General features: G+C 68.5%; 1 protein-coding gene. It reads right to left on the minus strand.

The genetic code is table 11. From position 1 onward, the window contains the following. Window positions 1-17: 17 nt before the first annotated feature. Entirely contained in the window at window positions 18-1,226 is a 1,209-nt protein-coding gene (locus tag ACE026_RS15300; protein ID WP_486039698.1) for an RNA polymerase sigma factor, read from the minus strand. Window positions 1,227-1,328: the final 102 nt, after the last annotated feature.

A 1,328-nucleotide genomic window follows, 5' to 3' on the forward strand; every position in this document is an offset into this window, starting at 1 on the left:
CCCGCCGCTTTTCTACATCAGATGCGGCCGTTCTTGTACATCGCCCAGGCGATGGTGCCGATCACGAACAGGTTCATTACCCACAGCGCCTTGCGGCCGTACAGCGACTCGTATTTCCAGTTCGGGCCGGTGCGACCATGGCGCGCTGCATCGCGAGCGATCATCGGGGCCATGATCCGCTGCAGCGGAACCAGGCATTGATAGTTGATCACGGCCAGGCCGATGGCCAACGCCACCAACGGCCAGTACCAGGCCAGCGGCAGGAAGCCCAAGGCGAACACGGCCACACAGGTCACCATGGCGGTGAAGGTGCTGTAGTGCACGAAGCCGCGGATGGCCGTGCGCTCGTCATGGCTCTCGGCATACGAGAGCAGATAGCGGCCGCCCAGGTAGCTGCCCAGCACGCCGCCGACCATGCTGCCGATGATCGCGCCCCAGGCGAAATCCGGTGGCAACACGTGGGTCTGGCTGGCCGCTGCCGTCAACGAGCCCAGCGCGGCACCGCCGGAAACGCTGGCACCGCCCAGGCCGAGCTTGCTGGTGCCCAGCCCGGTGCCGAGCAGGATCGCGGCACTGGCCGTGCCGGGGGCGGCGACCAGCACCATGGACACGACGGTGGTCGCAAACGCTGCGCTCGGTGCGCTGCTGCGCGCGAACTCGCTGAAGCGGCGCATCATCTCTTCGCGCACGGTGGCGCGAGCGCGCGACAGGCGCTTGCGTACGGCGGCATCGCTGAGCCCGAGCAGATCGGCGACCTGCTGCGAGCTCTGGCCTTCGCGGTAGTAAAGCAGCAGCGTCTCACGGCTGTCTTCGGGCAGCGCCGAGATGATCTCTTCGGCGGCCAGTTCTTCTTCCACCCGTTGCAGATGCTCCGGGGCACTGGGGCTGGGGTCGGCGGCCATGTTGATGGCGATCTCGGCGGCCTCGCCGGACAGCGGGCGGCCGCGGTTGGCGCGCAGCCAGTCGCGGGCGAGATTGCGGGTGATCTGGCGCAGCCACGGCAGGAAGCTGGCGTGGTTGTGCAGCTGATTGAGCTGCTGCCAGGCCTTGATGAAGGCTTCCTGCGCGATGTCCTCGCTGGCGTGCACGTCGCGGGTGATCGCCAGTGCGATCGCGGTGACCGTGTTCTGGCAGGCCAGCACGATGCGGCCATATGACTGCTGGCAACCGCCGGCAGCGGCGGGCAGTTCGCGTTCGAGCGTGGTGGTCAGCGGATGCGGCGTCATGATGTCCTCCCCCGGGGATGGTCCCATCATGACGCGTGCCGGTCCCGGATGTGACCGGGTAGTGGGGGGGGGGGGGGGGGGGGGGGGGGGGGGGGGGGGGGG

The sequence above is a fragment of the Stenotrophomonas sp. AGC87 genome, assembly GCF_057333975.1.